The organism is Pseudomonas sp. RT4P38 (genome assembly GCF_054897765.1).
This window is the reverse complement of record NZ_CM142703.1, coordinates 4,094,677-4,121,230: the sequence shown is the minus strand read 5'-3', so window position 1 is coordinate 4,121,230 and position 26,554 is coordinate 4,094,677. Positions and strand designations below refer to the sequence as shown.

The 26,554-nt window shown below is 58.7% G+C and carries 23 protein-coding genes and 1 pseudogene; 11 read left to right on the top strand and 13 right to left on the bottom strand.

Annotated features, from left to right (window positions below):
- From sigJ to ACYZT7_RS19050, 3 genes are all read left to right on the top strand, one after another.
- Positions 1 to 894 carry an RNA polymerase sigma factor SigJ gene (sigJ, locus tag ACYZT7_RS19060; RefSeq protein WP_282380308.1) on the top strand — a complete coding sequence of 298 codons (894 nt, stop codon included), beginning with the start codon at positions 1 to 3 and terminating at the stop codon, positions 892 to 894.
- 153 nt (positions 895 to 1,047) lie between these two features.
- Positions 1,048 to 2,544, top strand: a complete 1,497-nt coding sequence (locus ACYZT7_RS19055; protein ID WP_462037777.1) for a PAS domain S-box protein — start codon at positions 1,048 to 1,050, stop codon at positions 2,542 to 2,544.
- Positions 2,545 to 2,674: 130 nt separating this feature from the next.
- Positions 2,675 to 2,923, top strand: coding sequence for a DUF1652 domain-containing protein (locus ACYZT7_RS19050; RefSeq protein ID WP_462037776.1), 249 nt, complete (start codon positions 2,675 to 2,677; stop codon positions 2,921 to 2,923).
- A gap of 417 nt (positions 2,924 to 3,340) precedes the next feature.
- On the opposite strand, the gene ACYZT7_RS19045 is transcribed toward ACYZT7_RS19050, so the two are convergent.
- The 5 genes and pseudogenes from ACYZT7_RS19045 to ACYZT7_RS19025 form a co-directional block, all read right to left on the bottom strand.
- A complete protein-coding gene (locus ACYZT7_RS19045) occupies positions 3,341 to 4,456 on the bottom strand; it encodes a Gfo/Idh/MocA family protein (RefSeq protein WP_462037775.1) in 1,116 nt (371 codons plus the stop codon).
- Positions 4,457 to 4,607: 151 nt separating this feature from the next.
- Positions 4,608 to 5,375 (bottom strand): SDR family oxidoreductase, encoded by a 768-nt coding sequence (locus tag ACYZT7_RS19040; protein WP_008149805.1) that lies wholly within the window; start codon positions 5,373 to 5,375, stop codon positions 4,608 to 4,610.
- A 33-nt stretch (positions 5,376 to 5,408) separates the two neighbouring features.
- Entirely contained in the window at positions 5,409 to 6,476 is a 1,068-nt protein-coding gene (locus ACYZT7_RS19035; RefSeq protein WP_462037774.1) for a phosphotransferase family protein, read from the bottom strand.
- Positions 6,477 to 6,620: 144 nt separating this feature from the next.
- Positions 6,621 to 7,580 carry a 2-hydroxyacid dehydrogenase gene (locus tag ACYZT7_RS19030; protein ID WP_462037773.1) on the bottom strand — a complete coding sequence of 320 codons (960 nt, stop codon included), beginning with the start codon at positions 7,578 to 7,580 and terminating at the stop codon, positions 6,621 to 6,623.
- A 173-nt stretch (positions 7,581 to 7,753) separates the two neighbouring features.
- A pseudogene (locus ACYZT7_RS19025) lies at positions 7,754 to 8,225 on the bottom strand (TetR/AcrR family transcriptional regulator).
- Between the two features lie 328 nt (positions 8,226 to 8,553).
- Here ACYZT7_RS19025 and ACYZT7_RS19020 point away from each other — a divergent pair.
- Together ACYZT7_RS19020 and ACYZT7_RS19015 are read left to right on the top strand one after the other, a co-directional pair.
- On the top strand, positions 8,554 to 9,834 hold the full coding sequence (locus tag ACYZT7_RS19020; RefSeq protein WP_462037772.1) for a serine/threonine transporter: 1,281 nt from the start codon (positions 8,554 to 8,556) through the stop codon (positions 9,832 to 9,834).
- A gap of 295 nt (positions 9,835 to 10,129) precedes the next feature.
- A complete protein-coding gene (locus ACYZT7_RS19015) occupies positions 10,130 to 11,791 on the top strand; it encodes a SulP family inorganic anion transporter (RefSeq protein ID WP_462037771.1) in 1,662 nt (553 codons plus the stop codon).
- A 107-nt stretch (positions 11,792 to 11,898) separates the two neighbouring features.
- Here the strand turns inward: ACYZT7_RS19015 and acnB are convergent, their stop codons facing one another.
- Positions 11,899 to 14,508: a bifunctional aconitate hydratase 2/2-methylisocitrate dehydratase gene (acnB, locus tag ACYZT7_RS19010; protein ID WP_462041828.1), complete on the bottom strand. Its 2,610-nt coding sequence runs from the start codon at positions 14,506 to 14,508 to the stop codon at positions 11,899 to 11,901.
- Between the two features lie 408 nt (positions 14,509 to 14,916).
- Here acnB and ACYZT7_RS19005 point away from each other — a divergent pair, with 408 nt between their 5' ends.
- A complete protein-coding gene (locus ACYZT7_RS19005; protein ID WP_008149863.1) occupies positions 14,917 to 15,387 on the top strand; it encodes a DUF1289 domain-containing protein in 471 nt (156 codons plus the stop codon).
- A gap of 117 nt (positions 15,388 to 15,504) precedes the next feature.
- On the opposite strand, the gene ACYZT7_RS19000 is transcribed toward ACYZT7_RS19005, so the two are convergent.
- On the bottom strand, positions 15,505 to 16,368 hold the full coding sequence (locus ACYZT7_RS19000) for a universal stress protein (protein ID WP_462037770.1): 864 nt from the start codon (positions 16,366 to 16,368) through the stop codon (positions 15,505 to 15,507).
- Between the two features lie 159 nt (positions 16,369 to 16,527).
- Between ACYZT7_RS19000 and ACYZT7_RS18995 the strand changes: the two genes are divergently transcribed.
- Positions 16,528 to 17,136 (top strand): MiaE family protein, encoded by a 609-nt coding sequence (locus tag ACYZT7_RS18995; protein WP_462037769.1) that lies wholly within the window; start codon positions 16,528 to 16,530, stop codon positions 17,134 to 17,136.
- Between the two features lie 15 nt (positions 17,137 to 17,151).
- Here ACYZT7_RS18995 and ACYZT7_RS18990 read toward each other — a convergent pair whose 3' ends face one another.
- A complete protein-coding gene (locus ACYZT7_RS18990; RefSeq protein WP_462037768.1) occupies positions 17,152 to 17,640 on the bottom strand; it encodes a GFA family protein in 489 nt (162 codons plus the stop codon).
- Between the two features lie 184 nt (positions 17,641 to 17,824).
- Here ACYZT7_RS18990 and ACYZT7_RS18985 point away from each other — a divergent pair, with 184 nt between their 5' ends.
- From ACYZT7_RS18985 to ACYZT7_RS18975, 3 genes are all read left to right on the top strand, one after another.
- Entirely contained in the window at positions 17,825 to 18,709 is an 885-nt protein-coding gene (locus ACYZT7_RS18985) for a LysR substrate-binding domain-containing protein (protein ID WP_462037767.1), read from the top strand.
- A gap of 100 nt (positions 18,710 to 18,809) precedes the next feature.
- Complete coding sequence (aguA, locus tag ACYZT7_RS18980) at positions 18,810 to 19,934, top strand: agmatine deiminase (RefSeq protein WP_462037766.1); 1,125 nt, start codon at positions 18,810 to 18,812, stop codon at positions 19,932 to 19,934.
- Between the two features lie 2 nt (positions 19,935 to 19,936).
- A complete protein-coding gene (locus ACYZT7_RS18975; RefSeq protein ID WP_462037765.1) occupies positions 19,937 to 21,034 on the top strand; it encodes an extracellular solute-binding protein in 1,098 nt (365 codons plus the stop codon).
- 149 nt (positions 21,035 to 21,183) lie between these two features.
- Here the strand turns inward: ACYZT7_RS18975 and ACYZT7_RS18970 are convergent, their stop codons facing one another.
- The 5 genes from ACYZT7_RS18970 to ACYZT7_RS18950 form a co-directional block, all read right to left on the bottom strand.
- Positions 21,184 to 21,840, bottom strand: a complete 657-nt coding sequence (locus tag ACYZT7_RS18970; RefSeq protein WP_462037764.1) for a DNA-3-methyladenine glycosylase family protein — start codon at positions 21,838 to 21,840, stop codon at positions 21,184 to 21,186.
- Positions 21,841 to 21,844: 4 nt separating this feature from the next.
- A complete protein-coding gene (locus ACYZT7_RS18965) occupies positions 21,845 to 22,648 on the bottom strand; it encodes an isocitrate lyase/PEP mutase family protein (protein ID WP_462037763.1) in 804 nt (267 codons plus the stop codon).
- A 43-nt stretch (positions 22,649 to 22,691) separates the two neighbouring features.
- On the bottom strand, positions 22,692 to 23,774 hold the full coding sequence (locus ACYZT7_RS18960) for a bifunctional transcriptional activator/DNA repair enzyme AdaA (protein WP_462037762.1): 1,083 nt from the start codon (positions 23,772 to 23,774) through the stop codon (positions 22,692 to 22,694).
- Between the two features lie 118 nt (positions 23,775 to 23,892).
- The gene (locus tag ACYZT7_RS18955; protein ID WP_462037761.1) at positions 23,893 to 24,696 is read right to left on the bottom strand and encodes a 2OG-Fe(II) oxygenase; all 804 of its coding nucleotides are present in this window, start codon (positions 24,694 to 24,696) and stop codon (positions 23,893 to 23,895) included.
- A gap of 84 nt (positions 24,697 to 24,780) precedes the next feature.
- Positions 24,781 to 25,590, bottom strand: coding sequence for a glycosyltransferase (locus ACYZT7_RS18950; protein ID WP_462037760.1), 810 nt, complete (start codon positions 25,588 to 25,590; stop codon positions 24,781 to 24,783).
- A gap of 366 nt (positions 25,591 to 25,956) precedes the next feature.
- Between ACYZT7_RS18950 and ACYZT7_RS18945 the strand changes: the two genes are divergently transcribed.
- The gene (locus ACYZT7_RS18945; protein ID WP_462037759.1) at positions 25,957 to 26,544 is read left to right on the top strand and encodes a LysE family translocator; all 588 of its coding nucleotides are present in this window, start codon (positions 25,957 to 25,959) and stop codon (positions 26,542 to 26,544) included.
- Positions 26,545 to 26,554 lie beyond the last annotated feature (10 nt).

Below are 26,554 nucleotides of genomic sequence, written 5' to 3'. Positions count from 1 at the left end.
ATGAATTCCGCTGAGCACGTTGCCGCTGTGTTCGAGCAGCGCCGGCCCTTTTTGCTCGGTCTGGCGTATCGCATCCTCGGCTCGCGCGCCGAAGCCGAGGATGTGGTACAAGAGCTGTTCATCAAGTGGCTAGAGGCCGATCGGGCTTCCATTGCCACCCCGGCCGCCTGGCTGACCACGGCGTGCACCCGGCACTGCATCGATCTGCTGCGCTCGGTCCACAAGTCGCGGGTTGATTACGTCGGCACCTGGCTGCCAGAACCGATTCACACCACCCATCAGGATTCACCCGAACACAAGCATGAACTGGCCTCGTCGCTGTCCACCGCGTTCTTGTTGTTGCTGGAACGGCTAACCCCCAAGGAGCGCGCCGCCTATCTGCTCTACGAAATTTTCGACATGGATTACGCGCAAGTCGCGGACGCGGTCGGGGTTCAAGAATCTGCGTGCCGCAAACTGGTGTCCCGGGCGAAGGCCCGCCTCGGCAGCGGACAAACTCGCTTTCAGCCGGAACCGGCTCGTCAGGACCAATTGCTCAGCGCTTTCCATCGCGCCATCGCCAGCGGCTCGACCTCGTCCTTGACCGCGATGCTCGCCGAAGACGTCGAACTCTGCGCTGACAGTGGCGGCAAGGCCTCGGCCATCCGCGAAACGTTGTCCGGCATTTCCAGCGTGCTGGATTTCATTGCTCAGTCGTTGCACGTCTATTGGCAGACTTGCGAATGGCTGCCCTGCGAAATCAATGGCGCTCAAGGTGTAATCATCAAGGCCGACGGGGTCATCACTGCATCGATGACCTTTGGTGTTGACGAAGCAGGGCGGGTGAGCCGGATTTTCATCATGCGTAACCCGGAGAAGTTGGCGGGGCTGGAAGCGTCTTTGCTGTTGCAGTAGTTAAACCCCAATCGTCAGTTTCACACCGTCCGTAGCAGCTGCCGAAGGCTGCGTTCGGCAGCTGCTACACGTGCTTTGCACTATCCCAACCCCCCGCGGTCGTAGTCTTCACAGGGCGGCGCATGAATGCGCCGTCGCACGCGTGGAGATCCAATGAGCCAGGACGTCCTGATCACTGAAACCAATCGCCGTCAGTTGCAGCAGATTATCGCCGGCCTGTCCGATGGGGTGATTCTGGTGGAGCTCGACCAGACCCTCCTCTGGGCCAATGACGCCGCGCTGGCCATGCACGGCGTCGGGGAGCTCAGCGAGCTGGGGGCGAATGCCAAGGAGTACGCCAAGCGCTTCGCCTTGCGTTATCGCAATAATCATCCGGTTCAGGCCGACAACTATCCGATCAGCCGTGTCGCCCGAGGCGAGACCTTCAGTGATGTCTTGGTTGAGGTGACGCCCGCGGACGACGAAGAGCGCACCTGGGTCCATAGCGTGCGCAGCATGGTGTTGGCTGACAGCTCCGGAAAGCCGGAGTCGCTGGTGCTGATCATGAACGATGTCACGGAGTGGGCCAGTGCCGAGCAGCGTTTCGAAAAAACCTTCAATGCCAACCCGGCCCCGGCTGTGATCTGTCGCCTCAGCGATTTGCGCTACATCAAAGTCAACCCGGGCTTTCTGGAGATGACCGGCTATGCCCGTGATCAGGTGATCGGCAGTTCGACCTATGAACTGGACATACTGGAAGGGGCCGAAAACAAAGACCTGGCCAAGCAGCGTTTGCGCGATGGGGCGACTATTCCGCAAATGCAGGCCCAGCTGCAGTTGCCAGAAGGGGGCAGCAAACAGGTGATCGTCGCCGGCCAGCCCCTTGAGCTGAACGACGAAGCCTGCATGCTGTTTTCCTTCGTGGACATCGAGCCCCGGTATAAGGCCGAAGTCGCCCTGCGCCAGAGCGAGGAACGGTTCGCCAAGGCTTTTCGTCTGACCCCGGTGCCGATTCTGGTATGCAACGCCAGCGATCAGGTAGTGATGGACGTCAATGAAGCCTTCCTCGATACGCTCGCGTATCCCAGTGAAGAAGTGCTCGGCAAGACTGTGGCGCAGATCGAATTTATCGATGACACAGGCGCTCGCACGCGACTTTTTGCGGCCCTGGAAAAAACCGGAAGGGTGGATCGTGTCGATGTTCGGGTTCGCAAGAAAGGCGCCCTGCTGATCGATTGCGCGGTCTCGGCCGACACCGTGAACATTCAGGACAACCCCTGCTACCTGTTGGTGTTTATGGACATCACCGAGCGTAAACGAACGGAGCTGGAGTTGGTGTCGGCGATCGAAGAGGTGATGAAAGACGCCTCCTGGTTCAGCCGCACGCTCATCGAGAAGCTCGCCAACGTGAAGAACGTCAACTCGCCGCAGTTGCCTAGCGTGTCTTTCACCGACCTGACGGCCCGTGAGCGCGATGTACTGGGGCTGATCTGCGAAGGACTGGCCGACAAGGAAATCGCCGCGCGGTTGAAGCTCGCGCCCAACACCGTGCGTAACCATGTGTCGACGGTGTATTCCAAGCTCGATGTTCACAGTCGCAGCGAGGCGATTGTGTGGGCTCGCGAGCGCGGTTTGTTCTCCAGCGAGTGGCGGCCCAAGGCCCAGTGTTAGGTGCAAATGCACTACTCGAAGGGGTGCAAATGGATGTTCTGGACGGGTGAGGCAGTTCTTAGGCTGTAAGGGTGCGATACAGGTCTTCGGGTATCGCGTCCCTTTCGAAAACAGCTACAGGAACCGCAGGATGAATTACGTGGCGCAATTGCGTATGCAGCTGGAGCGGAGTTTTTCACCGCTGGCCTGTGACTGCAGTGTTACGGGTGATAATTCACTGACGGTGAAGCTCTATCATCCGGTGTCGGGGCAGGTGGATCTGGTGGTCAGTGGGTTGAGCGTAAGCAACCTTAGAACGCCGGAGGCGGTGGCGTCGTTGATCGAAGAGCTGCGGTACGAGCTTGAGAGCAACACGTTGCATCGTTCCGAGACTTCCTAGGAACTGTCGGGTTTTGCTGGCGGTCGTATTAAAAGATACGAAAGTATTTTTTCTGTGACCGGTCCGCGTGTTCGCGGTGAGGGTGTTGGGTCGCGGAAATATCTCGATCACTTACCGCGGGCTAACCTATGAACAGTCTTGGGAAACGCGTTTTTACTCCACTGTCGTTTGCACTCTGCGTCGCGATTCTGGGGGGGTGTGCCAGTCCTCCGCCGCCACCTCCCGCCGCGCCGCCTCCACCTCCTGTACGCACCTGCCAGACCACCGAAAACACCGATGTGCAAGGCGATATGAGGGCTGAGGGGCAGGTGACCCGGGAAACGACGCTCACTCGTTGCGTCACTCAGTAAGCATCCATCTGCTCATGTTGTACCGCCAGCGGCGTTGTGCTGCTGGCGGTTATCACCCGCGTTTGGCTTAAACTTCCTCGATCCTGACCCACCGCGACTCCCTCGCTGCCAACCGGATCGCCGTTGCCAGACGTTCGACTTCCCACGCCTGCTCGAAGTCCGTTCCGCCCTGGCCGACCCCGGCCAACGCCATCACCAGATCATGGACCTCCAGTGTCTTGAGTTCGTTGTAGCCGAGCTGATGCCCAGCCGCCGGGCTGAACGCCGCATACCCCGGCAGGTTCGGCCCTGCCAGCAAGCGTTGGAAGCCATCCTGCCCGGCGCGATAAAGACGCAGTTCATTCAGGCGTTCCTGATCGAACGCCAACGTCCCTCGGGTGCCGCTGATTTCAAAACTCAGGTGATTTTTGTAGCCGTGCTTGAGCCAACTGCTGCTGAACGTCCCGCGGGCTCCGTTAGCAAACCGCAACAAGGCGTGAACCTGATCGTCGACGGCAATGCTGCGTTGTTCCGGGCTGCCAGCCGTGGCGGGACGTTGCCGGTGCACGGTCTGGGTGTCGGCGCTCACTGCCTCGACATCGCCCAACAGATAACGGGCCATGGCCAACAAGTGACTGCCCAGATCGGCCAATGCGCCGCCGGCATGATCGGCATCGCAACGCCAGGACCAGGGTGATGCAGGATCGGCCATGAAGTCTTCGCTGAATTCACCCTGGAAACTGATGATCTGGCCCAAGTCGCCGTTTTCAATCAGCTCCCGGGCGAGTCCGATCATCGGGTTGTGCTGATAGTTGTAACCCACCCGCGTCACCACACCCGCCGCTTTGGCCGCCAGGCGCATGGCGTCGGCCTGTTGCAGATTCACTGCCAACGGCTTTTCGCAATACACCGGTTTTCCGGCGGCGAGGGCGGCCATGGCGATGGGGTAGTGCAGGTGATTGGGCGTGGTGATAGCGATCAGATTGACCTTGGGGTCATCGATCAGTTGCTGCCAGTCGCTATGCGCGGTGTCGAAACCCCAGGCATCGGCGCAATGGCGGGCACGCTGCGGATCGGCGTCGGCCAGGGCCGCAAGTTTAAGCTTGAGGGGAAGTTCGAAAACCGCGCTGACGTTGCGAAACGCCAAGGCATGGGCGCGGCCCATGAAACCTGTGCCGATGAGTCCGATACCGAGTTCGCGCATAGCCGGGGTCCTTTTGGATTTTATTTTCAGGAGGGACTATTAATGGAATAAATATTCCTAATGCGCAATATGTAGAATAAATATTCTCTTGTCTGTACTGAAAACAGAAAAGGCAGCCCAGGGGCTACCTTTCTTTCATTCAGAAAACAGATCAGGACAGAAAACCACCATCCACATTCAACGAAACCCCAGTGGTATAGCTCGACGCATCACTCGCCAGATACAACACCGCTCCCGCCATCTCACTCGGGTCCGCCACACGCTTGAGCGGAATCTGTTGCAATGCGGTGTTCAAAATAGCCTCGTTTTTTACCAGCGCCGAAGCAAACTTGGTGTCGGTCAGTCCCGGCAGCAGGGCGTTGCAGCGAATGCCGAACTGCGCGCATTCCTTGGCGAAGACTTTGGTCATGTTAATGACGGCAGCTTTGGTCACCGAGTAGATGCCCTGGAAAATCCCCGGCGAGATGCCGTTGATCGAAGCAACGTTGATGATGCTGCCGCCGCCGTTTTCGCGCATCAGCTTGCCGGCTTCCACCGACATGAAGAAGTAACCGCGGATGTTCACGTCGACGGTTTTCTGGAAGGCGCTGAGGTCGGTGTCCAGTACGTTGCAGAACTGCGGGTTGGTCGCGGCGTTATTGACCAGGATGTCCAGGCGGCCGAACTGTTCGCGGATGCCGGCGAAGACCTGACTGATCTGTTCCATTTCACCGATGTGGCAAGCGACGGCGGTGGCTTTGCCGCCGGCGGCGATGATCGCGTCGGCCACGTGTTGGCAGCCGTCGAGTTTGCGGCTCGAGACGATGACGTGGGCGCCTTGCTGGGCCAGCAGTTTGGCGATGGCTTCACCGATGCCGCGGCTGGCGCCGGAGACGAAAGCAATCTTGCCGTCGAGGTCGAACAACTGAGTCTTGGACATGGTTTTTCCTTGTTATTGGGGCCAGTGACGCAATCAGAGGCTGGATTTCGAAATGACTTGCAGGCTCATCTGCTCCAGCAGTTTGTTCATGTGAATGAACTGCGCGAAGCGTTTGTCCTGGGTCTGACCATGGAAGAAGCGGTAGTAGATCTGCTGCACGATGCCCGCCAGGCGGAACAGGCCGTAGGTGTAGTAGAAGTCGTAGTTGTCGATCTGGATGCCTGAGCGCTCGGCGTAGTAATCGACGAATTCACGGCGGGTCAGCATGCCCGGCGCGTGGCTCGGCTGGCGGCGCATCAGTTGCACCGGCGCTGGGTCATCGGCTTCGATCCAGTAGGCGAGGGTGTTTCCCAGGTCCATCAGCGGGTCGCCGAGGGTGGTCAGCTCCCAGTCAAGCACGCCGATGATCTGCATCGGGTTGTTCGGGTCGAGGATCACGTTGTCGAAGCGGTAGTCGTTGTGAACGATGCTGGACGTCGGGTGATCGCCCGGCATCTTGTCGTTGAGCCAGGCTTTGACCGCCTCCCACTTCGGCGCGTCCGGGGTCAGGGCTTTTTCGTAGCGATCGCTCCAGCCTTTTATTTGCCGCGCGACATAGCCTTCGGGTTTGCCAAGGTCGCCCAGGCCATAGGCCTTGTAGTCGACCCGGTGCAGTTCAACGAATTTGTCGATGAAGCTTTTGCACAGCGCTTCGGTTTGCGCCGAATCAAGACCCAGTTCCGGTGGCAGTTCGGAGCGCAGGATGATCCCGTTGACCCGTTCCATCACATAGAACTCAGCGCCGATCACCGATTCATCGGTGCAGTGCACGTAGGCTTTGGGGCAGTACGGAAAACCGTCGCGGAGCTGATTGAGAATGCGAAATTCGCGGCCCATGTCATGAGCGGATTTGGCCTTGTGCCCGAACGGCGGCCGCCGCAGGACGAACTCCTTTTCGGGGTATTCCAGCAAGTAGGTGAGGTTCGATGCACCGCCAGGGAACTGGCTGATTTGCGGCAAGCCACTCAGGCCCGGAATGTGGGCCTTGAGGTACGGATCGATCAGGCTGGCATCGAGTTCTTCGCCGGTGCGGATACGGGTGGACTGGTCAGTAAGCGCCATGCTTATCCCTTCTACTTATTTTGGAGGCCTGAGACTATTGGCTAATCTAATGCGCACACTCGACACCCACAACCATGAGCCGCCCTTATAGGTGAGCGTGTTGCCGGGCAATCATTGTTTTTGATACACCTGTTTGAATGGTTGTCAGATCACGCTCATCGACGATGGCAGGGCAATCGGGGTCAATACCGGATTCCCGGAGAAGAACGCCACCAGGTTGCGACCTACCAGTTCCACAGTGCCTTGAGTGGCTTCCGGGGACAGACCGGCGACATGCGGGGTGAGGATCACATTGGCCAACGCCTTGAGGGCATTCGGAACCTGGGGTTCGGCATCGAAGACATCCAGCGCAGCGCCGGCAATCCTGCGCTGCTCAAGCGCGCTGATCAGGTCTGCGGTGACGATCACGCTGGCTCTGGCGATGTTGACGATGAACCCGTTGGGCCCCAGAGCGTCGAGTACCTGTCGGTTGATCAGGTGTTTGGTGCCCACACCACCGGGGGTGGCGATGATCAAAAAGTCCGAGGCCCGTGCCAGTTCAGTGGGCGTCGAGCAGAAACTGTACGGCACGTCGCTGCGATGTTGGCGGTTGTGGTAACTGACTGTCATGTCGAAGCCGTTGGCGGCGCGTTTGGCAATAGCCATGCCGACCGCCCCGAGCCCCAGGATACCCAGGCGCTTGCCGGCCAGGGAAGGGCGCATGATTTTTGGCCACTCACCTCGGCGCACGGCGGCATCGCAACGCGCAATGTCACGCACCAACGAGAACAGCATCGCCATGGCATGGTCGGCGACCGAAGAGGAATTGACCCCGGCGCCATTGGTGACCGTGATACCCCGGTCGGCGGCGGCTTGCAGGTCGACGTGTTCGTAGCCGGCGCCGATCACGCAGATGATCTTCAGATTCGCCAAGGCAGCGATTTCATCGGCATACAGGCCCAATGGACCGCGAGTCAGCACTGCATCGATCTGGGCGCCATGCCGTTTGATGGCTTCGGCGCGCTCGGCAGGCGTGGGCGCCAGAATCAGGTGAAAACCCTGATGTTCGAGAATCGGCAGGTAATCATTAATGGTTTCAACCAGTACCAGAACGGTTGCAGGCATGCTGGGCTCCTGTGGGCATCGGAAAATCGGGGCTCGAACGTCGCTTCAGATTGCTGATTCCGGAACGGCTTGGCAATCATCAAAGATCACAGGCTCGTGGCCTGCGACCTCAGTGTAGGAGCGTTCGACAGCTCTTACCTCTCCACAGTGTTCAACATTTTTGCGAATGACTTTTAAACGGCCGTGTCCGAGGTGAGAAACGCGCGAGTCGCGTCGAGTATTTCATCGGACAAGGCGTCACCACGGGTTGCGCGGGCCAGGGTCAGGGCGCCGACCATCAGCGAATAGTCCACCAACGCTTTTTGCCGATTGATGTCGGGCTGATCCGCGCCCATCAGCGGTGTCAGCATCTGCAGCAATGCCTCCAGCCCTTGGGTATAGGTCTGGTGCAAGCCATTTTCAGCGGTTTCATGACACATGTCGCCGGCAAAAGCGGTCACCGGGCAGCTTTCGCCCGGATTGTCGCGATTGGCCGCGGACAGGTAGGGCGCGATGATGCGCTCGCGGGCCGAGAGGCCGTCGTCGTTAGCCCATCACATCAACGACACTGATTCCATGCAGGCCGCGTTCACGAAACAGACGCGTGGCGGCCTCGACGATGATCTCGCGGTTGAGTTCGGCTTGTTTGCGGGAGACTCGGGGCATTGGCGGCTCTCAGGTTTTGCAACGTTGCGATATTTAGACTGCTCAAACGGCGTATTGAGCAGCGTCTCCGCAAGTGAGGGCTGCCCGTCAGCAGACAGGATTAAAAAAACATGACGCTAATCCTTTATCAAATAGATTTTTTAAAGCATCTATTTGATAAAGGCTGTCAGTGAATCTGTTCCACACAACCACTCCTCAGCTAAGTCTTTGCTTCTGCTCATTAATCCCGGACAATCGCGCCCCTGTTTCGGCCAGGGCGCTGCCTGTCGGGTTTTTCCGACTCGTCCTGACCGGGTAGCAACTGACCGGAATGCGGAGATCCCACCGGATGAATGATCAGGCCAATAGCGTCGACGAACGCTATGTAGCGGCAACACCAGCGACGCTTGAGAGCTGGAATCGCCATGACACCACCTGGATGCTGGGCCTGTTTGGCACGGCCATCGGGGCCGGCACGCTGTTTTTGCCGATCAACGCGGGTCTGGGCGGCTTCTGGCCGTTGCTGGTCCTGGCGGTGTTGGCGTTCCCCATGACTTTTTACGCACACCGTGGCCTGACACGCTTTGTGTTGTCCGGACGCGAAGGCGCGGACATCACAGAAGTGGTGGAAGAGCACTTCGGGATCAAGGCCGGCGCGCTGATCACCTTGCTGTACTTCTTCGCGATCTTCCCGATCCTGCTGATCTACAGCGTGGCCTTGACCAACACTGTGGGCAGTTTCCTTGAGCATCAACTGCACATCATGCCGCCACCGCGCGCCGTGCTGTCGTTCGTGCTGATCCTCGGTCTGTTGGCGGTGGTACGTTGCGGCGAGCAAGCGATCGTCAAGGCCATGAGTCTGATGGTCTATCCGTTCATTGTTGCGCTGCTGTTCCTCGCGGTGTTCCTGATTCCTCACTGGAACGGCGGCATCCTCGCCACCGCTTCGACGCTGCCAGAACCATCGGCACTGCTGCACACGCTGTGGCTGGCGATTCCGGTAATGGTGTTCTCGTTCAACCATTCGCCAATCATCTCGGCATTCGCGGTGGACCAGAAGCGTCGTTACGGTGATCACGCCGAAGAGCGCAGCTCGCAGATCCTGTCCCGCGCCCATGCCTTGATGGTAGTGATGGTGCTGTTCTTCGTGTTCAGTTGCGTGCTGACCCTGTCGCCAGCGCAATTGGCTGAAGCCAAGGCGCAGAACCTGTCGATCCTGTCGTACCTGGCCAACCACTTCAGCAACCCGACCATTGCCTTCGCGGCACCGTTGATTGCGTTCGTGGCCATTTCCAAGTCGTTCCTGGGTCACTACATTGGCGCCAGCGAAGGGCTTAAAGGTCTGATCGTGAAGAGCGGCAAGCGCCCGGCACCGAAGACCCTGGACCGCATGACTGCCGCGTTCATGCTGGTGGTGTGCTGGATCGTTGCCACGCTGAACCCGAGCATCCTCGGCATGATCGAAACCCTCGGCGGCCCGGTCATCGCGGCGATCCTGTTTCTTATGCCGATGTACGCGATCCGTAAAGTGCCGGCCATGGCTCGCTTCCGTGGCCAAGCATCCAACGTGTTTGTGACGGCGGTCGGTTTGGTGGCGATTTCGGCGTTGATCTACTCCCTGTCTGCCTGATAGATCCTTTGGGGTTGTGAGACCGTCTTCGCGGGCAAGCCACGCTCCCACAGGGTTTGCGCAGGACCTGTGGGAGCGTGGCTTACCCGCGATGAACGATAACGCGGTCTCACTGAATTAAAGCTATAAACAAACGCCGCTCATCTCACGATGCGCGGCGTTTTTTTATGCGTTGAAAACGCTCGCCCCTGACCCAGAGCACTCGTTCCATAGGATTAACGGCTAAGCTTGCGGCTGCATCAGCGGGTCGTACACCGTTTGTCGCAGGATGGCCCCCTTTCTCTGGAGACGCTTTATGGCAGGTGCCCACGGCGCATCGGTGCCACCCCGTGCCGATACGCCAAACCGTTGGCTCGACATGTTGGCCGGTTTGTCGATTGCCGGTTTGTTGTTACCCGAGGCCGTTGCCTATTCCAGCATTGCCGCGCTACCGCCACAGGCCGGGGTGATTGCGCTGTTTGCCGGACTGCTGTGCTACGGACTGTTCGGCACCAGTCGTTTTGCCATTGTTTCCGCGACTTCCTCTTCCGCCGCCGTTCTGGCCGCCGCCACCGCCACGCTGGCCAACGGTGATTCCGGCCTGCGCATGACCCTGGCGATCGGCCTGGTGCTGGTGACCGGTGGTTTCTTCCTGTTGGCGGGGCTGTTCAAGCTCGGCAGCGTGACCTCATTTATCGCCAAACCGGTACTGCGCGGCTTTGCATTGGGGCTGGCCGTCACCATCATCCTCAAGCAGGTGGCGAGCATCGTCGACGTGCACTTGAGCAACGGCAACCTGATCCGTTTCTTGCCGCAATTGCTGGAGCAGTGGCCGCAGTGGAATCGGGTTGGTTTGCTGGTCGCGACCGTGGCGTTGCTGGTGTTGTGCGTGTGTGCGCGGTTCCGGCGGGTGCCCGGCGGTTTGCTGGTGGTGGCGCTCGGTATTGCGGCCAGCCAGTGGCTGAACTTGCCGGCCTATGGGGTGGATCTGATCGGCGTCATCGACCTGAGCCTCGAAGTGCCCCGGTTGCCGGTGTTGCCGTTTACCGACTGGCTGCGCCTGGGGGAGTTGGCGTTCGCCATGGTGATGATTCTGTATGCCGAGTCCTACGGTTCGATCAGTTCCTTTGCGCTCAAGCATGGTGATCGGGTGTCGTCGAACCGCGACCTGCTGGCCCTCGGCGCGGCGAATTTGCTGTCCGGCCTGTTCCATGGCATGCCGGCGGGTGCCGGTTACTCCGCGACGTCGGCCAACGAGGCCGCCGGAGCGGCCTCGCGACTGTCCGGCGTGGTGGCCGCGGCGGTGGTGCTGCTGATCGTCCTGACGATGTTGCCTTACATTGCCCTGACGCCCGCGCCGGTGCTGGCGGCCATCGTCATTCATGCATTGGCGCGTGGCTTGAGCCTGCAGCCATTGGGCCGCTATTTCATCTGGCGCCGCGACCGCGTGCTGGTGATCTGCGCGGTGGCCGCCGTGTTGGTATTGGGCGTGCTGGACGGCTTACTGGTGGCGGTGGTGATCAGCGTGGTGCTGATGCTCAAGCAGATGTCTTCGGCGGATATTCAAGTGCTGGGGCAAATGGGCAGCGGTCACGATTACGTCGATGTGCAGCGCCATACGGATGCCCGGGAGATCCCCGGGGTGTTGATCGTACGGCCAAGCGAAGCGTTGTTTTTCGCCAATGTGGAACGCATTCTGGGTGGCGCATTGCGCCTGGCCCGGCACGCAGAGCCGCCGGTGTATACGATTATTCTCAGCCTGGAAGAATCGCCCGATCTGGACGGCACCAGCATCGAAGCGCTGGAGGCGTTCTTTTTGCAGGTGCGAGCCGAGGACAAACTGCTGATCCTGGCGCGGATGAAGCACCAGGCTAAAGCGGTGCTCGCGCGTTTACCGGCGCAGGAGCTGGAGCAGGTGATTCTCAGTGGCTTGAGCGTCGATGGAGCGGTGCAACAAGCCCTCAAACCATCCACATAACCCCTGTGGGAGCAAGCTCGCTCCCACAGGGGTTAGTGTGAACCCCGCAGGCATAAAAAAACGCCGCTCATCTCACGATGGGCGGCGTTTCTTATTGCGTTGTAACGTTAGGCTTGAACGACCGGGATGTTGGCGTTCGCAGCAGCTTCACGGAACTCGGCGATCTGGTCGAAGGACAGGTAGCGGTAAACATCGGCCGCCATGCTGTCGATCTTGCCAGCGTATTCCATGTACTCCTCGACGGTCGGCAGGCGACCCAGGATGGAAGCAACAGACGCCAGCTCGGCCGAAGCGAGGTAGACGTTCGCGCCGTCACCCAGACGATTCGGGAAGTTACGGGTCGACGTCGACACAACAGTCGAGTTCGGCTCTACACGTGCCTGGTTACCCATGCACAGCGAGCAGCCTGGCATTTCCATGCGCGCGCCGGCCTTGCCGTAGATGCCGTAGTAGCCTTCTTCGGTCAGCTGGTGAGCGTCCATTTTGGTCGGTGGCGACAGCCACAGACGAGTTGGAAGCTGACCTTTGACCTGTTCCAGCAACTTGCCGGCAGCGCGGAAGTGACCGATGTTGGTCATGCACGAACCGATGAAGACTTCGTCGATCTTCTCGCCAGCAACGCTGGACAGCAGACGGGCGTCGTCCGGATCGTTTGGCGCGCAGAGCACAGGCTCTTTGATGTCGGCCAGGTCGATTTCGATGATTTCAGCGTATTCGGCGTCAGCATCGGCAACCATCAACTCAGGGTTGGCGATCCAGGCTTCCATCGCTTGAGCACGACGTTCCAGGGTACGCGCATCGCCGTAGCCTTCGCCGATCATCCAGCGCAGCAGGGTGACGTTGGAGCTCAGGTACTCGGTGATCGACTCTTTCGACAGCTTGATGGTGCAACCGGCAGCCGAACGTTCGGCCGAGGCGTCGGACAGCTCGAAAGCTTGCTCAATGCTCAGGTTGTCCAGGCCTTCGATTTCCAGAATGCGGCCGGAGAAGGCGTTCTTCTTGCCTTTCTTCTCGACGGTCAGCAGGCCAGCCTGAATCGCGAAGTAAGGAATGGCGTGAACCAGGTCACGCAGGGTGACCCCTGGTTGCATTTTGCCTTTGAAGCGCACCAGGATCGATTCCGGCATGTCCAGCGGCATAACGCCGGTGGCTGCGGCAAACGCTACCAGACCGGAACCGGCCGGGAACGAAATGCCCATCGGGAAACGGGTGTGGGAGTCACCACCGGTACCGACGGTGTCCGGCAGCAGCATACGGTTCAGCCAGCTGTGGATGATGCCGTCGCCCGGACGCAGGGAAACGCCGCCGCGGGTCATGATGAAGTCTGGCAGGGTGTGGTGGGTGGTCACGTCGATCGGCTTTGGATACGCCGCGGTGTGGCAGAAGGACTGCATCACCAGATCGGTCGAGAAGCCCAGGCACGCCAGGTCTTTCAGTTCGTCACGGGTCATAGGACCGGTGGTGTCCTGAGAACCGACGGTGGTCATTTTCGGTTCGCAGTAAGTACCTGGACGAACGCCTTTGCCTTCTGGCAGACCGCAAGCCTTGCCGACCATTTTCTGTGCCAGGGTGAAGCCCTTGCCGGTGTCGACAGGTGCTTCAGGCAGTTTGAACAGGTCGGTAGGGCCCAGGCCCAGCTCGGCGCGAGCCTTGTCGGTCAAGCCACGGCCAATGATCAGCGGAATACGGCCGCCAGCACGGACTTCGTCCAACAGCACCGGAGTCTTCATTTCGAAGGTAGTCAGGACTTCGTCAGTGCCGTGTTTGCAGACTTTGCCAGCATGCGGGTACAGGTCGATCACGTCGCCCATGTTCATGTTGGTGACGTCGAATTCGATTGGCAGTGCGCCAGCATCTTCCATGGTGTTGTAGAAGATCGGAGCGATTTTGCTGCCGAAGCAGAAACCACCGGCACGCTTGTTCGGCACGAAAGGAACGTCGTCGCCGAAGAACCACAGTACCGAGTTGGTCGCCGATTTACGCGACGAACCGGTACCGACCACGTCACCGACGTAGGCGATCGGGAAGCCGGCGTTGCGCATTTCTTCGATCTGCTTCATCGGACCGGTGACGCCCTGGGCGTCAGGCACGATGCCTTCACGGGCCATTTTCAGCATGGCGAGGGCGTGCAGCGGGATGTCCGGACGGGACCAGGCATCAGGAGCAGGGGACAGGTCGTCGGTGTTGGTTTCGCCGGTGACCTTGAATACGCGCAGGCTGATCTTGTCGGCCAGGACAGGGCGGTTTTTGAACCACTCGCCGTCAGCCCAGGATTGCAGCACGCCTTTAGCGTGAACGTTGCCGTTCTTGGCTTTTTCAGCGACGTCGTGGAAAGCGTCGAACATCAGCAGGGTGTGCTTGAGTTCTTTGGCAGCGACTGGCGCCAGTTCGGCGTCGTCCAGCAGATTAACCAGAGTCACGATGTTGTAGCCGCCCTGCATGGTGCCGAGCAGTTCAACAGCGCGTTTCTTGTCGATCAGAGGGGATTTTGCTTCGCCTTTGGCGAGGGCAGACAGGAAACCGGCCTTTACATAGGCTGCTTCGTCCACACCTGGCGGAATGCGATTGGTGATCAGGTCAACGAGGAAAGCTTCTTCGCCAGCCGGGGGATTCTTCAGCAGCTCGACCAGGCCTGCAGTTTGTTCGGCGTTTAGCGGCTGGGGAACGATACCCAGTGCTGCACGCTCTTCGATATGTTTGCGGTAGGCTTCAAGCACAGTTATTACCCTCATCAGTGGTCCCAAATGGGTGTCCGGGACGCTCATCCCGAAATTGCCGTACTCATGCGCTGCGTGGCGTTGTGGGCCACTTAGCCAGAATTACCGACAATTCCTTACAGAAGCTGCTTTCAAAGTTTTACGCCTGCAGAACGGGGAGCTGATGAGGGTTGGCGTAGAGCTTTTCCCCGCTGGAAAAACCCTTCGCCAACTCCGCTCTGAAGGAACGACTGTGCTCGTGACGCTTTGAAAACAGCTTCTAACGGACATTGGCGCCTTAAAAGGCTGGCTGATTCTACGGCAAAAAAAAATTAAAGGTAAGTTAGACCCTGAACTTTGAGGGGTGATGAATGTTAGACAAAGGGCTAACATGCCGACCTGTTCTGCTTTCCCGTGCTCTCCCAACCTATGCCCAATCAGACCATCAAGACCCCTTGCGTCGGCCTCTGCTCCACTGTTTACGGTGATTTGGTGTGCCGTGGCTGCAAGCGTTTCCACCATGAAGTGATCAACTGGAATGGTTACAACGAGGAGGAAAAGCGCGCGGTGTGGCTGCGTCTTGAGCTGCTGCTGTCCCAGGTGATGGCCAGCAAGCTTGAAGTTTTCGATCCACAGCGCCTGCGTCTGCAGCTGGAGCAGCGCAAGATCCGCTTTGTGCCGCATCAGTCGGAATATTGCTGGGCGTATCAGTTGATCGCCCGGGGTGCGCGGGTCATCAACAACCTGGAAGCCTACGGGATGGTGCTGATGCCGGAGTTTCGCGACTGGAACCTGCCGGAACTGCGGGACGCCATTGATCGGGAGTTTTTTTTGCTCTCCGAGGCGCATTACCAGCGCTACATCGCCCCCGGCTTCCTGAAAGACGCCTTTGGCGGTTGAGAGCATCGTCGGAACGCCGCCCGGACCAAGCTCGCTCCCACAGGGTTACGCGTCCTGCACAAATCCAATGTGGGAGCGAGCTTGCTCGCGATGGCAATCGTTCAGACGCTGCAATTCTTAATGCTGCGTCACGATCTCCTCCAGATGATCCATGATCGTGTCCGGCTTCAGTACCAGCACATCGCTCTCCACCGCATCCAGCACCACTTCCGCCGTATTACCGATCAACGCCCCCGACAACCCGGAGCGCGCGACCGTACCGATGACGGTCACCGACGCCTGCAGCTTGTGGGCCATGTACGGAATCAACACATCCGCCGGGCCTTCTGCGATATGCAGGTGGTCGTCGTCGATGTCGAACTCGGCCTGAAAGGCCTTGCACTGTTCGCGATAGCGGGCCTCGATGGTTTCGCTGAGCTGCAACGTCGGGTCGGCTGACGACAGCATCGGTGATGGATGGGCGCTGATCACGTGCAGGTGAGCCCTGGCCAGGCTGGCGATGTCATAGCCGTGATCAATGATGGCGGCGTGCAGCGTACGGTGTTCGGCTTCGGTATTACCGACATCGATCGCCGCGAGAATGACCCCGCCCGACCAGGGTTTCGAGGTTTTGACCAGCAGCACCGGCGTCGGGCAGTAACGCAGCAGTTTCCAGTCTGCCGGGGTGAGGAGGGCTTTTTTCAGCGGGCTGTCGGGGTAATGCTGTTTGACCACCAGCCCACAGCCTTCGGCTTGCTGCACATCGACGATGGTTTCGTGCAGGCTTTCGTTCCAGGCCTGCTCGGTGGTGACGCTGTAGCCGTCCTCGATCAGCGCGGCCTTGAGCACGCCCAACATGTCGCTGTGGTCATGTTTGCGGTCGCAGACCAGCAGATGCAGATGCGCCTGGGTCACGCCAGCAATCAATTTGGCCCGGTTGAGCGCCAGGCTTTCCGAGTGTTCGGGTTCGATGACCACCAGGATGCTGCGAATGGCTTGCATGATCGGGATCTCCAGGATGTAAAAAATACTGCGTTGGACAACTATAGTTGCTGGTCGCGCTTTCGGGACTTGATGCATATCAACGGTCGCGACTGGTGGTCTGCCGACAGGCCGGTATAATCGGCGCCCTTCGATTTGAACCTCTTATCCGTGAGCCCCATGATCCTTCCCGAAATTCACGAGTTCCTCGGCTGCCGTACCCCCGATGGCTGGGTTCAGGCCGCGTTGGCCGATCAGGAAACCCTGCTGATCGATCATAAAAACTGCGAATTCAAGGCGGCCAGCACGGCGTTGAGCCTGATTGCCAAGTATCACTCCCACGTCGATCTGATCAACCTGATGTCGCGCCTGGCCCGGGAAGAACTGGTGCACCACGAACAGGTCATGCGCCTGATGAAAAAGCGCAAGATCGAGTTGCGTCAGCTGTCCGCCGGGCGTTACGCCTCGGGCTTGCGCAAAGTGGTGCGCAACCATGAACCGGTCAAGTTGGTGGACACCCTGGTGGTTGGTGCTTTTATCGAAGCCCGCAGCTGCGAGCGTTTCGAGGCGCTGGTGCCGCATCTGGACGAAGAGTTGGGCAAGTTCTACTTCGGTCTGCTTAAAAGCGAGGCCCGGCATTTCCAGGGTTACCTGAAACTGGCCTACCAATACGGTGACGCCAAGGACATCGCCCACGTGATCGACAAAGTCCGCGCCGCCGAGCAGGAGCTGATCGAGTCGCCGGACGTGGAGTTCCGTTTTCACAGTGGTGTGCCCGTGGCGGCCTGAAGGTAACGGCCGCGGTCAACCCTTCAAATCCAACCGCTCGTGCCACTCGGCGATGGACTCATCCGGCCAGACATCGCTCTGCCGATCACCCACCTGCGCCTTGACCTCCACCCACGGCGCTTTCGAACCGAGCATCACGTGGGTGAGTTCCGGCGGCACTGGCAACGGCGTGTCGATGGCCGAGGCAAACGGGTGGATCAACTCCGGCCATTCGGGACTGAACAGCCACAACCCCGAGCCACACACCGAACAGAAATGCCGTTCGGCCGTGCTGCGGTGGGCGCGTTTGTCACTGTCGCTCTTGAGCCGTGCATGATAAATCGCGATGTACTTGCGGCCGCGCACCTTCAGGCTGCCAGCGTCGCCACCGATGTTGATCGAATAACCGCCACCGCCCTGGGTCTTGCGGCAGATCGAGCAGTAACAACGCTGGTACGGATAGGGAAGGGCGCTGGTCAGACTGAACGACACCGCGCCGCAATGGCAGGAACCTTCGAGCTGCATGGGAACCTCCGACGGGTCTGAAACTTACCCAAGACAGCCTAGACCGGCTTTGTGAACACTGAAGATCGAGTGTGGGAGCGAGCCTGCTCCGGGCGGCGATCCGACGATGAACGATAACGCGGTCCCGCTGGACGCCCAACCATGGCCGGGGCAGCATGGGCGCCTTCCTATTGGAGCCATTGCCATGCGACGACTACCTTCCCTGGCCGCACTCAGAACCTTCGAATGTGCCGCCCGCCAAGCCCACTTCGGTCGGGCAGCGGCGGAGTTGTGCGTCACCGACAGCGCGGTCAGTCATCAGATTCGGCAGCTCGAAGAGCAATTGGGGGTGTCGCTGTTCGTCCGCGAAGGCCGGCAGATTCGCCCGACGATGGCCGCCGGGCGCCTGATGCAAAGCTTGCAGCAGGCCTTCGAACTGATCGGTGATGCCTGCGATGAGCTGCGTGACCCGTCATCGCTGGCGGTGTTGCGCCTGGCGGTGACTGCCGAGTTGGCGCAAAAGTGGTTGATGAGTCGCCTCACTGATTTTTACGCGCGTTATCCGCACATCACCTTGCACCTCTACGAACAACCGATCGACGCCACGGCGCCGGGCGAAGACATCGACCTGGCGATCACTTACGGCACCGGCCCGGTGGACAGCAGCGCGTACTTCGTCCGGCCCTTGCCGGCGTTGCAGTTCTTCCCGGTGTGCAGCCCCGGTCTGTTCAACCAGGGCACGTTGAAAACCCCGAAGGATTTGGCGCGCCACTGCCTGCTGCACGACGATCAGGACGGCAAGACCTGGACCGCCTGGCTCACCAGCCATGCCGGCGATCAGCGCCCCGAACGGCAGCTGTATTTCGCCCACGCGGGTTTGGCGCTGGAAGCAGCGGCTCAAGGCCAAGGTGTGGCCATGGGCGATAACTTGACCGCGCAGGAGGATTTGCTCAGCGGTCGCCTGGTCCGGCCATTCACCTCAAGCATGACTGCACTCGGCCAATATGCGCTGGTTTGCGAGCGGGTAAGGCTGGAGCGCCCAGCGGTGGCGCAGATGCTGGAATGGTTCAACGATCAGCTGGTCGATTGATGAGTTGAATTCAAGTATTCCGAAATAATCATCGTTGGCGGAGAGGGCGCCGGCGACCTTAGCCTGTGGTCATTCCAATCCCCGCTGATGAGGTTTGACCATGGCACGTTTACTCGATTCCACCCCAAAACTCGATGGGTTCCGCCTGCCTGGCGAATTCGAAACCAAGTCCGGTTGCTGGCTCGGCTGGCCGGAGCGTACCGACGTCTGGCGCAACGGCGCCAAGCCTGCACAGAAAGTCTGGGTGCAGATCGTCACCGCCATTTCCCACAGCGAACCGGTCACCGTATGCGCGTCCGCCTCGCAGTTTGCCACCGCCCGCCGCCAGTTGCCGCCTCAGGTGCGCGTGGTGGAAATGACCTGCAACGACACCTGGTTCCGCGACAGTGGCCCATGCTTTGTGGTCAACGACGACAGCGGTGAAGTTCGCGGCGTGGACTTCGAGTTCAACGCTTACGGCGGCCTCGATGGCGGCCTCTATTACCCGTGGGACAAAGACGACCAGATCGCCAGCAAAATCCTCGAAATCGAACGGTTCGACCGCTACCGCGCGCCGCTGATTGCCGAATTGGGCGGTATCCAGAGCGACGGCCAGGGCAGCATTCTCACCACCGAACAATGCCTGCTCAACCGTAATCGCAACCAGCATTTGGGCAAGGACGAAGTCACCCGGCGACTGGCCGATTACCTCGGCGCCGAGCAAATCATCTGGCTGCCACGGGGCTGCAAATTCGACGAAACCGACGGCCATGTCGATGATCTCGCGTGCTTCGTGCGCCCCGGTGAAGTGGTGCTGCAATGGACCGATAATCGCGATGACCCGCAATGGGAAATCTACCAGGAGGCCTACGACATCCTGCGCAGCACCCGCGACAGCCGTGGCCGCGAGCTGAAAGTGCACAAGCTGCCGCAACCGGATGTGCTGGAATGGACCGCCGAGGAAGCCGAAGGCCTGGATCAGCAAGACAGCACGCACACCCGCCAGGCCGGGACCAAAATCTGCGCGTCGTACATCAACTACTACGCCGGCAACACCTCAATCGTGGTGCCGCTGTTTGGCGATCGCAACGATCAGGCCGCACAGGCGACCCTCGCCGAACTGTTCCCGCAACACAAAATCGTCGGTATCGAAAACTCTCGGGAAATCCTCCTCGGCGGCGGTAACGTCGCGTGCATCACCATGCCGCAGTACGCAGGCAATGCCTGCAACAAAAAGGGAGTTTGAAAATGGGCCTGCACAAACTGACTCAAGCATTACTGCTGGTGCTCGCACCCCCGTGTGTGCAGGCCGCCGACACCGCCAAGCCGGTGGTCAATCTGTACATCTGGGGCGAGTATCTGGCCCCGGACACCCTGACCAATTTCGAGAAGAAAACCGGCATCCACGTGGTGGCCGACCACTTCGACTCCCTTGAAACCGCCGAGACCAAACTGCTCACGGGTCGCAGCGGCTATGACCTGGTGCTGACCGCGGGTCAGCATTTGTCCCGGGCGATCCAGAGCGGTGCGATTCAAACGCTAAACCCGCAACAGCTGCCGCATTTTGCCGGCGTAGGAGACGAGTTCCGTCAGCACATGGCGGTGTTCGATCCGGGTAATCGGTACGCCGGGATCTACGCCTGGGGCACCACCGGCATCGGCTATCAGGAAGAGGCAATCAAGAAGCGCCTGCCCGACGCACCACGGGACAGTTGGGCGATGCTATTCGACCCGTCGGTGGTGTCGAAATTTGCCGATTGCGGGGTCAGTCTGCTCAACGATCCCAATGAGGTTTTCGCCGCGGTCATGAAGTACATGGGGCTGGACATCAACCTCCAAAACCTCGATGACCTGAAACTCGCCGAGCAGCAATTGGCGAAAATCCGGCCGTTCATTCGCTACTTCGACAATGACCTGAATATCAGCGACCTGGCCAACGGCAACACCTGTGTGGCGATGTCGTGGAACGGCAACGTGGCCATCGCCGCCGGACAGGCCGAGGCTGCGAACAAGCCGTTCAAGCTGAGTTATCGGATACCGAAGGAGGGCACGTTGATCTGGTTCGACGCCATGGTCATTCCCAAGGACGCGCCGCATCCCGAAGCCGGGCTGGCGTTGATTGATTATCTGATGACCCCGGAGGTGATTGCGCCGATCACCGACACCATCCATTACGCCAACGCGATCACGGCGGCGGATGACTTGATTGATCCGGCGATTCGCAATGATCCGGGGACGTACCCGTCAGCCGAGGTGAGGGCTTCGTTGTATAGCAAGAATGACAATAGCAAGGCGTTTAACCGGGCGTTGATTCGGGCGTTCAGTCGGTTGAAGTCGGGGTTGTGATTTGAGTGCGGTGTTTTTGCATGACATCGACCCCTCACCCCAACCCTCTCCCCAGAGGGGCGAGGGGGAAAGGGAGCAGATCTCCATCGCTCTTGAAATCTGCATTCACTCGGAAGTAACAGGTCGCAGCATTCCGAAAAACACCTCGGTCAGCCCCCTCTACCCTCTGGGGAGAGGGTTGGGGTGAGGGGTGGTTTCGGCACCCGCCACAAATACCACGCCGCCACCGTCCGAAACGGACGCCACCCCAGCCCGATCTCAATCATCTGCTTGCGATTGGGCTGCACCTCCAGCCCCTTCATCCGCCGATACCCCTCACGCACCCCGAAATCATCGGCGGGCAAGATATCCGGTCGCTCCAGGCTGTAAATCAGCAACATCTCAACCGTCCAACGCCCAACCCCACGCAAGGTAATCAACCGCTCGATCAGCGCCTCATCCTCCATGGCCAGTGCCTCAGCGTAATCCGGCACCACACCGTCCAGCGCCGCTTGGGCAATGCCCTGAATGGTCGCGATCTTGCTGGCGGAAAAGCCGCAACTGCGCAGTTGATCGAACGCAGTCGCGACAATCTGTTCAGGCCGCGGGAACACGCCCGTCCCAAACAGCGCCAGTAGCCGACCGACAATCGCATCCCCAGCCTTGGCATGCAGTTGCTGGTAGGCAATCGCTCGCACCAGCGACTCATAAGGGTCGCGAGCCGCATGGGGCTGATGCAGACAAGGGCCGATGGCGGCGATGTGGCGGCGCCAGTCCTCATCGATGGACGATAGAAACTCGGTGGCGGGCAGATAGGCGTCGGGCATGGGGTCAAGCTTTCCCGGACGGCGCCAACAGGGCGTTCACTTCGCCATAGGTGAAGGCCTTCAGATTACGGCTGTCGAGAGTCCCTGTTTCCAGAAAGCTCTTGGCCAGTGCGCTCATGGCGCCATAAAGAAACTCGGCGATGCGTGAACCCGCGCTCAAACGGCGTACCCCGAGGGCTTTCAGCTCTTCAGGCGATGGCAAGCCGGGGAGCCCGAGGACGTTCAACGGCAACGAAGTGCCCTGGCACAGCGCAGCGATTTCGTACTCAGCCGTGACGCCAGCCGCGAACAAACCATCGGCACCGGCCGCCTGATACAACGCGGCGCGCCTGAGCGTCTCTGCCACGCGATCTTCGGCGGGCACCAGGCTCTTGAGGTACACATCGGTGCGGGCATTGATGAACAGCTTCACATTACGGCGACTGGCAACCTGCCGAGCGATTTCGATCTTGCGCACCAGCAGTTCGGGCGGGGACGCACCGTCCTCGATATTGATCCCGACGGCCCCGGCGGCAATCACCGCATCAATGATCTCGGCAACCCGTGTCAGGTCATCGGAATAACCGGCCTCGATGTCCACGGTCAACGGCACCGAGATCACCCGAGCGATGGACTCGACCGTAGATATCAGGCGCTCAAGGGGCAGGGCATTGCCATCCTGATAACCGTGAGCCCAGGCGACTGCCGCGCTGCTGGTGGCGACGGCTTTACAGCCCAGCTGTTCCACGATGCGCGCCCCGGCGGCATCGCCGACGTTGGTGAGGATCAGCAGGCCGTCGTGGTGCAACTGGTGAAATAGGTTGTCCATCGAATGTCCTTCCTTATGACTGATTGAGAGAGCCGGAAAGTAATCAGAATGCGAGTTGTTGCGTGATCTGCACCGCGGCTTTTTCCAGCCTGAGCAAGAACGCCTTGCGCGGTTGTCCTCCACCATAGCCGGTCAACGAGCCGTCCGCGCCGATCACCCGGTGACAGGGCACGACAATCGAGAGACGGTTATGCCCGTTGGCCAGGCCCACGGCGCGACTGGCGCCGGGTTTGCCCAATAACGCCGCAATGGCGCCGTAGGTGCAGGTCTGGCCGTACGGGATCTTCGCCAGTTCGGCCCAGACCTGTCGGGCGAAATCGCTGCCAGGCAAGTGTAGTGGAACGTTGAAGTCAGTGAGTTTGCGGGCGAAATACTGCGCCAGCTCAGCTTCAATCTGCTGCAAATGCGCGTTATGTCCTGGCGCGACGGCATAGCCGTATCGATTCTGCAATTCTTCGACTTCCTTGGTCAGCGCTGGCCGATCAAGAAACTCCAGCAGGACCAGCCCGCGTCGTTCGGCCATGGCGATCATCGGCCCCAGCGGTGTGGTCAGGCGAGTGAATAGCAGTGGCTCGCTGTTGGCGGCACGGCCGGGTGTGATGTGGAAGGACTTTTGAAACGCATCGCGAAAGCCGCTCAGGGACTCGTAGCCCGAGTCGAACGCCGCGTTGTCGATGGAGTCGCCCTGTTTGATCCCGCCCAACGCCATGCCGAGGCGTCGAGTGCGCAGCCAAGCGTGAAAGGTCATGCCGAAATGCTGTTTGAACCAGCGTCGCAACTTCAGCGGCTCGATGCCTTCGGCCAACAACTGGGCATCGGTCCAGCGCTGATCGGGATCGGCGTCTACCGATTTCAGCAGCCGCTGCACCCAGTCCGGCGCGATGGCCGCCGCGTCCAGCGGCTTGCAGCGCAGACAGGCGCGGTAGCCGGCCGACATGCACTCATCGGCATGGGCGAAGAATTCGACGTTCTCCGGCTTCGGCTTGCGCGCCGTGCAACTGGGGCGACAAAAGATGCCGGTGGTTTTGACCGCGGTGAAAAACACCCCCTCGTAGGCGGTGTCTCGTTCGAGCATGGCGCGAACCATCTCGGCGTGGGGCGGAAGCACAGCGTTTTGTAGGTTCATGGAATGAGCATAAGACGCGTCGGCTATCGCCTCCACCGGAAAATCGACAGAGAATTCGTAGGCCCTGTAGACGGCGGCATAAACTACAGGCCTGCCGCGCCTCGTCTGGCTATTCAGTTTAGTTTTTCTTCTTGATTAGTTTACTCATGTAGTACTTGAGGCTTAAACGATCTTTAGGCCGAGGCTTGTAGTGGGTTTTGTTTCGTTGTGTGGGGTCGACCGCCATGGTTCCTGCGGTGTAGTAATAAAGCGCTATAGACTTGCGCGTGATGTCCTCTGGAGTCGTTAAAGGCTCTGGGTGCCCATGATTGCTGTCTTTGTCTGTGTTGAAAATAACACAGCGATTGTAAATGGGCAGGACTTTTTTAAGACAGGTCTTCATGTCGACATCCCAAAGTTCCAGGTTGCCGCCGAATTCCTCTTGCCAGCCTTCATTCAGATAAATGATGACATTCAGTCTGCGCTCAACATTAAGCTTTTTGTTGAGCCTGAAGTCCGAGTGCACCCCCAGGAAACCACCACTTTTCGTTTCATGCAGCCCGCCACCGGTAAAGTAGGGGTCGGGTATCAAACCTTCGATGCCTGTGAGCTTTTCAAGAAACTGCAACATGGGGGCCGAGTTAAAGGCGTTGAAAACAGTCTTCAAATAGGGGGTGCATTCGTTGGGACTGATTTGACGTTTTCGTTGACCTTTATAGCCGCGCTCGTACAGCATTTCGTTGTGAGTCGGCTCGACTGGGAAGTGCGAGCAGATACTTGCAATGAGGTCTTCGTGCAAGAAGTTATCGATGACTATGTGCGGAAATGGCGTAGCCTGAGTATAGCGACTGGCCAATGAGTAACCAAAGGCGCTGGCGGCGTTCTGGTCGAAATCAAGGTCCGGGGAGAGGGTGATAGGCAGTGCTTGAGTGATGGGTGTCATTTACCGCTCCAACAACTTAATATAAAGACTTGTGGGTGACTTCAAACAGCGTCGAACGCAGTGCTCGTTGCGTGTCTGGGTCGCTTAGACTTTGCTGTCGTCATTGTTCAGGCGCTTCAGGATGTTGTTGTACATTTTGGTTCGTCTATGAGACTTTTCATAGCCGCCAGCCGCTGCGACAGTGCCGGATTGCATATGATCCAGATAACTGAAAATTTTACGCGGTGATAGCAATTCAACGGCATAGCCCAACTTGGTCATGCGGTCTTGGAGGGTATAGCCAGGCACACGATCATCCATCGAAAAATGCAGGTTGTGCTGTTTAATAAGTTTGCAGTTCCACAATGTACAGAAACTCTTCAAGTAAACTTCTCTGTACGGTTTTGGTTCTCTTGAACGTAGCCCCATTGAGATTTTCAGACGTCTGAAATGGTGTTTGAACAGTCGTGAGCTAAAGCGCCAAAGCGTTCTTGTGGTGCCACGATTTAGTTGCTCTACACAACCGACGGCTACGATTTTGTGGTTGTTGATGCATTTATTCAGCATCATTGGAAAAACATTTTTATCGAAAATAAATGTATCAGTGTGCAATAGGAATAAATAATCAGTTTCGACTCGCTCCAACACCAGGTCAAGTGCTTTGCCATGCGCGATATGGCCCGGCTCCGGTTCAGAAACAGAACGCTCGATTAAATTGATCCAGTTAAGTGTACGCAAATATTCAGTGCTTTCATCGGCGGAATAGTTGTCAACTACCCATATGGGTACGCTCTGGTTGCCTATATGCTGATGCAATAAGTCTAAGCATATCTTGGTAATTTCCGGCGTCTTGTAATTTACTATCACTATGCTAAAGGTTTTAGCGCTTTCAGCTGGAAAGCTAGTATTGTTCATCGTTAAGGTGCTCAATAGTGTTGTGTGTAGTTGTAGAGATAATTGAACCCGTATACAGCTTTCGTTTGTTTGTCCGCGTAAAATGTGGGTGACGATAGACCACTATTTGTTAACTCGCATTGTCATGCACTGAATAACCATAGCCTACTCAGACCTGATGGAGAGCAGTGCGACTTCATCGTATAAGGATCTGCTCTATAGGTAAATATCCGTGAATTATTCCGTTACATCAGAAGGCTGGTCAGGCGAGCTTCTTGGGCGGTCGCGGTACAGGTGAGGGGTAGGTGAGGGGTGTTTTCTTCAATACAGCTATCACGCCGCTCTTTACCGTGAGGCCTCGTTCAACTGAATTGAAGAAGGTCTGTGATGAGTCTGATTATCTCCATGGCGGCGTTTGCATTGGTCGCGTCGATTACGCCGGGACCAGTGAATATTGTCGCGCTGAGTTCAGGTGCACGGTTTGGTTTTCGTGCCAGTCAACGGCATGTGGCCGGTGCTACGCTGGGCTTTGTCGTGTTGTTGGTGCTGATGGGTTTGGGGCTGCACGAGTTGTTGCGGTTATGGCCCGCGCTGACGCAGGTGGTGCAATGGGCGGGTGTGGCTTTCCTGTTGCACATGGCCTTCAAGTTGGCCGCCGACAAGGGACATCTCGATGCGAAGGAATCAGACCGGGCGCCGTCGATGCTGTACGGCGCCGTCATGCAGTGGCTCAACCCGAAAGCCTGGTTGGCCTGTGTGGCAGGCATGGGCGCTTTTGTAGCGGATGGCGAGGCGCGGTTGGTGTGGCAGTTTGCGGCGGTGTATCTGGTGATCTGTTACCTGTCCGTCGGTTGCTGGGCGTATGCCGGGACCTTTTTGCGTGGCTATTTGAACAACCCGGCGGGCATGCGCCTGTTCAATCGGAGCATGGCGTTGCTGCTGGCGGCGAGCGCGGTGTACCTGTTGTTGCCCTAGAGTACTTGAG